This window comes from Caballeronia sp. M23-90 (assembly GCF_053574605.1).
Genome location: NZ_JBSIPA010000267.1, coordinates 1 through 9,047, shown reverse-complemented (window position 1 = coordinate 9,047; position 9,047 = coordinate 1). Strand labels below are relative to the sequence as shown.

The following is a 9,047-nucleotide window of genomic DNA, read 5'->3' as shown; positions in this document are numbered from 1 at the left end:
TCATCCTGGGCGCGTTCGTGCAGGCGGTGAGCGGCGGGGCGTTGTACCGGAAGACAACGTTCCTGGTCGATAGCCTCGGCAAACCCGTTTTCGCGCCGCACGTCCAGGTGGTCGAAGATCCGCACGTAAAGGGCGGCATGGGCAGCGCACCGTTCGACGAAGAAGGCGTGCGCACGCACCGCCGCAATGTGGTCGAGGACGGCGTGGTGCAGGGTTATTTCCTGTCGACGTACTCAGCGCGCAAGCTCGGCATGAAGACGACAGGCAACGCCGGCGGTTCGCACAACCTGTCGCTGCGCAGTTCGCTGACCCAACCCGGCGATGACTTCGAAGCAATGCTCAAGAAGCTCGGCACCGGGTTGTTGCTGACCGAGTTGATGGGGCAGGGCGTGAACTACGTGACGGGCGACTATTCGCGCGGTGCGTCGGGATTCTGGGTGGAGAACGGCAAGATCCAGTATCCGGTCGAGGAAATCACGGTGGCGAGCACGTTGCAGGAGATGTTCAGGCACATCGAGGCAATCGGCGCGGATACAGTCGTGCGCGGGAACAAGGAAATCGGCTCGGTGCTGATCGAGAAGATGACGATCGCGGGGCAGTAAAGGCTCTGCAGATTGCATCGAAAGAGCCCGGAACGGTTTTCATCGTCGTTCCGGGCTCTTTCGTTTTATGCGGGCCGCCGTTCGTAGATCACGAACGAATAATTAAAGTCGTTCGGCGCGGCCGCGCGATGTGTCTCGCGCGAGATCTCCTGCCAGACGGCCGGATCGGGGGCATCGATCGAGATATCGCCTTCGAAATCCGCATCGATTTCCGTGAGCACGAGTTTGTTCGCGAGCGCCCAGCCTTTGCGGAACAGCTCCGCGCCGCCGATCAGGAACACTTCCTTGGTGTCGTCGCGCGCCGCGACTTCCAGCGCTTCGCACAGGCCCGGGACCGTGTCGCAGCCATCGAAACGACGCTGTGCATCGCGCGTCACCACAATATTGCGCCGGCCCGGCAGCACGCGTCCGATGGACTCGTGCGTCTTGCGGCCCATGACGATCGGCGCGCCCATGGTCGTGCGTTTGAAGAACGCCAGATCTTCCGGCAAGCGCCAGGGCAATTGGTTGTCGCGTCCGATCACGCCATTGCGCGCGCGGGCGACGATCAGGGTGAGCGTCGTCATGATGTCGATCCGTCAGGCTTTCGAGATAAATCAAGCCCTGGATTCTAACCGACGGCGCTTTCGCTGACCGCCGCCGGCGCGCGCAAACCGTGCGCCACCATCAACCTGTAGAGCGTCACCCGCGATATCCCGAGTTCGGCCGCCGCCTCGTTCAGCCGGTGCCGGTGCCGCAGCAGCGTCAGCTCGATTGCCCGTTTTTCGGCGGCGTCGCGGGCGGCGGCGAGCGTCGTGGATTCCATGCCGGTGCAGTGGCCGAGGCCGAGGTCATCGGCGGTGATCAGCTTGTTTTCGGCCATCACGATCGCGCGCCGCACGCGGTTGATCATCTCGCGCACGTTGCCGGTCCAGGCGTAGCTGTACATGGCCTCTATTGCCGATGGCGCGAAGCCTCGAATCTTGCGTTTGCCGTCGCTCTTGAACTTGTGCAGCACGTGCAGCGCGAGAATCTCGATGTCCTTGCCGCGCGAACGCAGCGGCGGTTCGTCCACGCGCAACACGCATAGCCGGTGAAACAGGTCGGTACGGAAGCGGCCGTCGCGCAGGGCTGCATCGAGGTCGATATGCGTCGCGGAAATCACGCGTACGTCTACGGGAACCGACTCGTGGCCGCCCAGCCGGTCGATCTTTCCTTCCTGCAGGAAGCGCAGCAAATGGACCTGGTTCTCAAGCGGCAGGTCGCCGATCTCATCGAGGAAAAGCGTGCCGCCATCGGCTTGTTCGACACGGCCGATCTTGCGCTGATGCGCGCCGGTGAAGGCGCCGCGCTCGTAGCCAAAGAGTTCCGACTGGATCAGGTGATTGCCGATCGCGCCGCAATTGATCGCGACGAACGGCCCCTTGCGGCGCGGCGAGCGTTCGTGGATGGCAACGGCGGTCAGTTCCTTGCCCGTACCCGATTCGCCGGAGATGAACACGTTGGCGTTCGTGTTGGCAACTTTGCGGATGGTGCGAAAGAGTTCCTGCATGGCTTCGCACGTGCCGACCATTTGTTCATTGCCTGAGGCAGCGGGCGCGTCCATCAGGTCGATGTCGCCAAGACTCACCATGCCGTACGCATGATCGACCAGATATCCGATGGTCGCCGGCGCGAACGGCCCCTTTACGAAGTCGAAGCAGTAGTGCCGGATCATGTGACAGACGATCGGGTCGGCGAGGAGGGTGGCATCGGCCAGCGCGATCCAGCCGATCTGCTGATGCCGCAGCGCGGGCTCGAGCGCGGTGAGTTCGCGCGCGGAAAAGCCGGTCAAATCCACAATCCCGGCGACTGGCGCACCGCTTTTCAGCACGCCGGCGTTCGCCGCGAGCGTACCGGCCGACACTTTCCAGCCGCGGCCTTTCAGGTAGCCGACCAGCGCCTGGTTCGGCGTCTGCGCGAGGTAAAGCAGGTGGCGCACGGCTGGGACGGTAACGCTGGACACATCCGGTAAATCGGGCAAACCGGCCACGATGGCTGGTATCGCCACTCTTGCCGGCCGTGAAGCCCGCAGGCGGTTTCCCGATGCGGCAGGGGAGACGGGAGCAGGATCGTGCACGAACGACCTCCTGAGCGAGCGCAAAACGTTGTCTCGGCCGGAATGGCGAGCATGTACGGCGCCGTTCATCGGGCCTTGGACATGATCACCACGCCGGAAAGGATGCCTGACTCGACTACTGGGGTGTGGGTGCCTCCGTGTCCGCGACGTCGTTGGGCGTTGCGTGCAGGGTTGCATCGACCGGAACACGGGCCGGCACCGGTGGCGCGATCTCGTCCCACAGCGTGACGCTGGTTGGCGTGTGCGGCAGCACAGGCGTCCACCCGTCTGTCACGGTCACCTTTTCCAACGCGCCTTCGTCCTGTGCCATAAATGACGCCGTCCGTACAGAATGAATGAGATCCGGATCAATCTGCGCCATTGCCGGTTCTTGAATAATGCGACTTACTGATGACCCCTCGCCCCAATCAATCTTTCCTATAAATTGTTCTTTAAAAATGGCTGGCGGATTAGTCGGTGCCAAACTTGTTTCAAATCCGGACACCAGAGGTACGAACCCTGATTCAAACGCGCGAATAATCAGACGGTTCTTATTAAAATCATCTTGCGCGCAAACGTTGCCGCCTGAACTCCCCAGTACAAACCACGCGGTCGCAACTGCGGCAAAGCGTTGCGGAATGGCGTTTTTCCCGCACCTGACGGCGCTGCTGGTAATTTCCATGGCGGTCTCCAAGGTTCGTCCTTAATAGCGAGACATGTGCCATCGGCCGCATTCGCCCGTCTAATGGGACTGCATCGAAAATGCGTTCGACAAAGGATTCCGAAAACTGAAGAAAATGTTTCACCACTGAAACGATGTGCAGTCAGCTGCCATATTTGTCAGGCTGCGCGGAAATGAAATCGTCTTATTTAAAGTATTTACAAACCGCTTATTAAAACAAAACGCTTCATTGATTCGTATGCTGGCAATGCTTCAGGATCGCGAACGGGGACATTGTTGCGGATATTTGTTTTCGAAGTATTCGCTTTATAGTAGTCTCTCAAAAACAGCGGCAGAAACAAAACAGGTTCGTTTATGAACCGCGCGACAGCACTCGTCGCTTCCGGGGTATCACCGTTTGCAGTTTTCCGAATGACCGTTCGCTTATGCTTTGCGAGTCTTCGACGTCTGCAACGAGATCGTGGGCATTTACCGGCGCGACCTTTTCAACGACCGTTGACGAAAGGATCAAAACAATGGAAGTCGCTCGGCGGCAATTAATATATGTGACTCGTGACCCGAGCGCGCCTTTGTGCGCCCGGTTCGAGGAGAGGGGCTGGCACATCGAGGTGGTTTCCAACGCCAAGGATGCTCGCCGGTGGCTTCGCAACGACCTGGCAACCGGCGGCTTGCTGGATTTGTCGAGCAATTTCGAAGCACATGAACTCGCGGCGCTTGAAGCGTCGCTGACGCTCACCAACGTCGGCTGGGTCGCGGCTACCGTTGCGGGCCAGCTCGAAGACGCGGCTGTGCGACGGCTGATCCGCGATTACTGCTTTGACTACGTGACGTTGCCGACATCGAATGATCGCGTGGTGGACGCGGTCGGCCATGCGTATGGCATGGTGGCGTTGCACGAAAACGCATCGAACGATGCCCGCGACGGCCGCGCCGAAGGCGAAATGGTCGGCTCGTGCGACGCCATGCTCAGCCTGTTCCGCTCCATCCGCAAGGTCGCGATGACCGATGCGCCGGTTTTCATCTCGGGCGAATCCGGCACGGGCAAGGAACTGACGGCGGTCGCCATCCACGAACGTTCCGCGCGGCGTGAACAGCCGTTCGTCGCAATCAATTGCGGCGCCATCCCCGCGCATCTGTTGCAATCGGAACTCTTCGGGTACGAGCGCGGCGCGTTTACCGGCGCAAATCAACGCAAGATCGGCCGGGTGGAAGCGGCCAATGGCGGCACGCTTTTCCTCGATGAAATCGGCGACCTGCCGCTCGAAAGCCAGGCGAGTCTGTTGCGCTTCCTGCAGGAGCGCAAGGTCGAGCGGCTCGGCGGACACGGCTCTACGCCAGTCGACGTGCGCATCATCTCGGCCACGCACGTGGACATGCAAACGGCGATGATCGAAGGGCGCTTTCGCGCCGATTTGTATCACCGTTTATGCGTGCTTCAAATCGATGAACCGCCGCTGCGAGCGCGCGGCAAGGACATCGAATTGCTGGCGAAGCACATGCTCGATCGCTTCAAGAAAGACGCAAGCCGGCGTTTGCGCGGTTTTGCGCCTGATGCCATCGCTGCAATCCATAACTATGGCTGGCCCGGCAATGTGCGCGAGCTGATCAATCGCGTGCGTCGCGCGATCGTGATGTCCGAAGGGCGGCAGATCAGCGCGCGCGATCTCGAACTCGGCGAGTACGTGGAAGTTGCGCCGGTGTCCCTCGCGCAGGCACGTGAGGCCGCGGAGCGGCAAGCCATCGAACTCGCATTGTTGCGCCATCGCGGACGTCTCGGCGATGCCGCCCAGGAACTGGGCATATCGCGCGTCACGTTGTACAGGTTGTTGAGCGCCCATGGCATGCGCCATATCGAAGTCGACGCACCCACGGAGCACGTCACGCGCGGCTGATTTCCGGCCGCGCATGACAGTCCGTGGGCTGCTCGTGCTTGTCCAACGTCCAAACCCGGGGTTCATCCGAACTACTGCGGCTTCTACCGTTTTGTCCCCTTCAAGACCTCTTCGCGCCAGACCGTTCGGGCCTTGGTAAAATCGTGGTTTGGTTTTATCGGCGGCTGGATTCCTGCTGTTTTCCGCAGGCATCCGGCCACGGGCCACCACTTTTACGCACAACCCTTCCCATGATCCAGTATCAAGAACTGCTCAAAGACATTCTCGAGCGCGGCGCTCGGAAGATGGACAGGACCGGCACGGGGACGATCAGCACGTTCGGCCGCCAATTGCGGTTCGATCTGGCGGCGGGTTTTCCGATCGTGACGACCAAGCGCATTCACATGAAAAGCGTGGTCTACGAGCTGCTGTGGTTCCTGAACGGCGATACCAACATCAAGTATCTGAACGACCATGGCGTGACGATCTGGGACGAATGGGCCGATGAAAACGGCGATCTCGGTCCGGTCTACGGTCATCAGTGGCGCTTCTGGCCGAAAAGTGACGGCACGATGGTCGATCAGGTAAGTGGCCTCGTCCACCAGATCAAGACACGGCCGAATTCGCGCCGGCTGATGCTGACCGCGTTGAACGTGGCGGATTTCCCGGACGAATCCATGTCGCCCGTTGATAATGCCCGCGCTGGCCGCATGGCGCTTGCGCCTTGCCATTGCCTCGCGCAGTTCTACGTGAACGACGGCAAGTTGAGCTGCCTCCTGTATTGCCGCAGCCAGGATGTGTTTCTGGGCACGCCGTTCAACATCGCGAGTTACGCGTTGCTCACGCATATGCTCGCGCAGCAGTGCGATCTGGATGTGGGTGAACTGATCTGGACGGGCGGCGATTGCCATATCTACCTGAACCATCTGGAACAAGTGGACCTGCAATTGAGCCGCGAACCGTATCCGCTGCCCAAGCTCAAGCTGGCGAGAAAGCCCGAGTCGATCTTCGATTACCGGTACGAGGACTTTGTCATCGAAGGGTATGAATATCACCCGGGCATCAAGGCGCCAATTGCGGTTTAACGCAGACGTGCGTGCGTCACGGCTTCCATCATGCGAAGCCGTGACATGCCTTCAAGACATCAAGGCGTAACGATGTTGAACATCGGGTCGAAGCGATCGAGCATGCCGAACAGTTCCGTCACCTTCTGACCGTTACCGCTGACCTTGCTCGCGTCAGCTTGCTGTTGCTGACCGCCCATCAGGAGACCGGCGAAGTCATCCTTGCTCATGGTCAGCGTGGCGTCCGGGTTCGCAAGCGTCACGCCCTCGGTGTAGATCAACACTGAGTTGCGCAGCTCGATACCGTACTTCCTGCCGTCGCCGAGAACCCAGTTGATCACTGTGTGCTTGCCGTCCGCCTTCGGACCGTTCAGCCGGATTCCCATGTAGTCGAGCAGCAGATCGGGACTCATCGCCGCGATCGCGTCAGGTGTTGCCGTGTTGACGCCCTTCAGCTTTGGCACGCCGTTACGCAATTCGAATGCACCCATCAGGTATTCGTTGCGCCAGGTCGGGTTCTCGGTCTGATAACCGAGTTGCTCGAGCGCATCTGCTTCGAGATTGCGAGCAGCCTTGTTCGACGGGTCGGCGAACACGACCTTGTTCATCACGGTCGCGACCCAACGGTAATCGCCCTTGTCGAATGATTGCTTTGCCTTGGTCATCACAGCGTCGGCGCCGCCCATAAAGTCGACGAAACGTTTTGATTCCTCTTCCGGCGGATACGGGTGCAGGTTCGCCGGGTTCGAGTCATACCAGCCAAGATAACGCTGATAGATCGCCTTTGCGTCGTGATTGACCGAACCGTAGTAACCGCGGTTGTACCACTTCTTTCCGATGCTGTCGGGCAACTGGATCTGCTCCGCGATTTCAGTCATCGTGTAGCCGGAGTTCGCGAGACGCAACGATTGATCGTGGAGATACTTGAACATGTCGCGCTGATCGGCCATGTAGTTCACGATCTTTTGCTGACCCCAGGTCGGCCAGTGATGCTGCGCAATCACGACGTCCGTGCGGTTGCCGTAGCGGAGAATCGCCTCGTTGAGCGTCTTCCACCAGTTGGCTGCGTCGCGTACCTGCGCGCCGCGCAGCGTGTACAGGTTGTGCAGCGTGTGGGTGGTGTCCTCTGCGGTATCGAGCACCTTGAATTGAGGCATGTAGATCAGCATCTCGGACGGCGCTTCCGTGCCGGGCGCCATCTGGAATTCAAATTGAACGCCGTCGATGGTGCGGGTGTCGCCGGTCTTCTCAACCGTATCGCTGGGTGGAATCAGCCCGAGGTTGCCCGCCGACGTGGTTTTCCCAAGTCCGGCATCGACCTGTCCGCGCATGCTGGGCGGAAGCAGCGCGCCATATTGGTACAGGGAACGGCGGCCCATGGCGTTGCCGGCAAAAATGTTCTCGGCGACCGCTTCCTGCAGGAAGCCTGCCGGTGCAACGACCTTGACCTTGCCGCTCTTGACATCCGCTTCGTCGATCACCCCGCGCACGCCGCCGTAGTGATCCGCATGGCTATGCGTGTAGATGACCGCGACCACCGGTTTCTTCGGACGGTGCTGGAAGTAGAGGTCCAGCGCGGCGCGGGCGGCTTCGCGCGTGACCATCACGTCGATGAGGATGACACCCGTGTCACCTTCCACGATGGTCATGTTGGCGAGATCCAGTCCACGCACCTGATACACGCGATCCGTCACCTTGAAGAGGCCGTTGAACATGTTCAACTGCGCGATACGCCAGAGGCTCGGATTGACGGTGTCCGGCGCTTCGCCCTGAAGGAAGTTGTACTTGTTCAGGTCCCAGCTTGTACGGCCGTCGTCTGCCTTGAACGTACCGGTCGGGATGGTGCCCATGAAGCCGCGTTGCGCGTCCTCGAAGTCGGTCTTGTCGGCGAAGGGGAGTTCCTTGTAGACAGCGAGGTTGTCTTGCCGGGTGATGGCCGTGGCGTCCTTGGCAGGCACTGGGGCGGCTTGCTGCGCAAGTGCGAACGGCGCAGCAAGCATGCTGAGGGCAGCGAGCGCGGTGAGCGTGAGCCTGTGCGGCGTTGTGATTATTGTTGTCTTCATTGAGAGGTCTGGTTGGTTGTTCACGCTTCGGTCCGGTACAAGGCATGTTCCCGACTTGTCAGGATCGGGATCCGGCAACCAGTGGAATCAACTCGGTATCCTAATAAAGCTGTCGGGAATACCGCGTCGTTCACCGGCAGGTAAATCGTCCGGCACCTTTGAAGGACAGCGAACTAAAAACTTTACAGGTGAACCGATTGATAAATTGTCATATTTGGTCGGCTCGCACTCGATGAAACAACTGCCCCCGCTCGAACGCTCAGCTATCTTTATTCACCCCCAAGGACCCCTGCGAAATGCTGTTCGCCCGATGGCGTGACGCGCAGAATGCGTCGCCGGGACGTGGTTTCAACCCAGCCATGTTCCGTGCAGGCATCGAGAAAAGCCGCGCCCAGCGCGCCGCCCAGATGCGGCCGGCGTTCGCTCCAGTCTATGCACGTGCAGGCGAACCGCCGCCGCCGTGCTTTCTGCTCCTTCAGATCGATGCCCATTTGAGAGAACGCGTCGATACCCCGCGCGGTTGCATCGAGAGAAGTGGGCCCGGGGCGCGCGGAGCCGGCCGTGGTTCCCGGCACGACTTCCAGCCATTCCGATGTCAACATGCGCTCGAAGAGCCGCACCGCCAGTTCGCCTGCGAGATGGTCGTAGCAGGTCCGCGCGTAGCGCATGTCGAGCGGCACCGCCGACA

General features: G+C 60.2%; 7 protein-coding genes and 1 pseudogene. 3 read left to right on the top strand and 5 right to left on the bottom strand.

From position 1 onward, the window contains the following. Nucleotides 1–602: metallopeptidase TldD-related protein (locus tag ACRXB1_RS22850; RefSeq protein ID WP_449493305.1), on the top strand; the 602-nt coding region annotated here is incomplete at its 5' end. 65 nt (nucleotides 603–667) lie between these two features. Here the strand turns inward: ACRXB1_RS22850 and ACRXB1_RS22845 are convergent. From ACRXB1_RS22845 to ACRXB1_RS22835, 3 genes are all read right to left on the bottom strand, one after another. Continuing rightward, nucleotides 668–1,168 carry a dihydrofolate reductase gene (locus tag ACRXB1_RS22845; protein WP_062167307.1) on the bottom strand — a complete coding sequence of 167 codons (501 nt, stop codon included), beginning with the start codon at nucleotides 1,166–1,168 and terminating at the stop codon, nucleotides 668–670. A 44-nt stretch (nucleotides 1,169–1,212) separates the two neighbouring features. Then, nucleotides 1,213–2,700, bottom strand: a complete 1,488-nt coding sequence (locus ACRXB1_RS22840) for a sigma 54-interacting transcriptional regulator (protein WP_449493304.1) — start codon at nucleotides 2,698–2,700, stop codon at nucleotides 1,213–1,215. Between the two features lie 115 nt (nucleotides 2,701–2,815). Next, nucleotides 2,816–3,361: a hypothetical protein gene (locus ACRXB1_RS22835; RefSeq protein WP_062167305.1), complete on the bottom strand. Its 546-nt coding sequence runs from the start codon at nucleotides 3,359–3,361 to the stop codon at nucleotides 2,816–2,818. Between the two features lie 515 nt (nucleotides 3,362–3,876). Here ACRXB1_RS22835 and ACRXB1_RS22830 point away from each other — a divergent pair. Next, a complete protein-coding gene (locus ACRXB1_RS22830) occupies nucleotides 3,877–5,253 on the top strand; it encodes a sigma-54 dependent transcriptional regulator (RefSeq protein WP_061999993.1) in 1,377 nt (458 codons plus the stop codon). 230 nt (nucleotides 5,254–5,483) lie between these two features. Next, nucleotides 5,484–6,317, top strand: coding sequence for a thymidylate synthase (locus tag ACRXB1_RS22825; protein ID WP_449493303.1), 834 nt, complete (start codon nucleotides 5,484–5,486; stop codon nucleotides 6,315–6,317). A gap of 59 nt (nucleotides 6,318–6,376) precedes the next feature. Here ACRXB1_RS22825 and ACRXB1_RS22820 read toward each other — a convergent pair whose 3' ends face one another. Next, nucleotides 6,377–8,359: an alkyl/aryl-sulfatase gene (locus ACRXB1_RS22820; protein WP_449493302.1), complete on the bottom strand. Its 1,983-nt coding sequence runs from the start codon at nucleotides 8,357–8,359 to the stop codon at nucleotides 6,377–6,379. Nucleotides 8,360–8,628: 269 nt separating this feature from the next. Then, nucleotides 8,629–9,047 (bottom strand): annotated as a pseudogene (locus ACRXB1_RS22815) (transcriptional regulator); the annotation flags it as partial.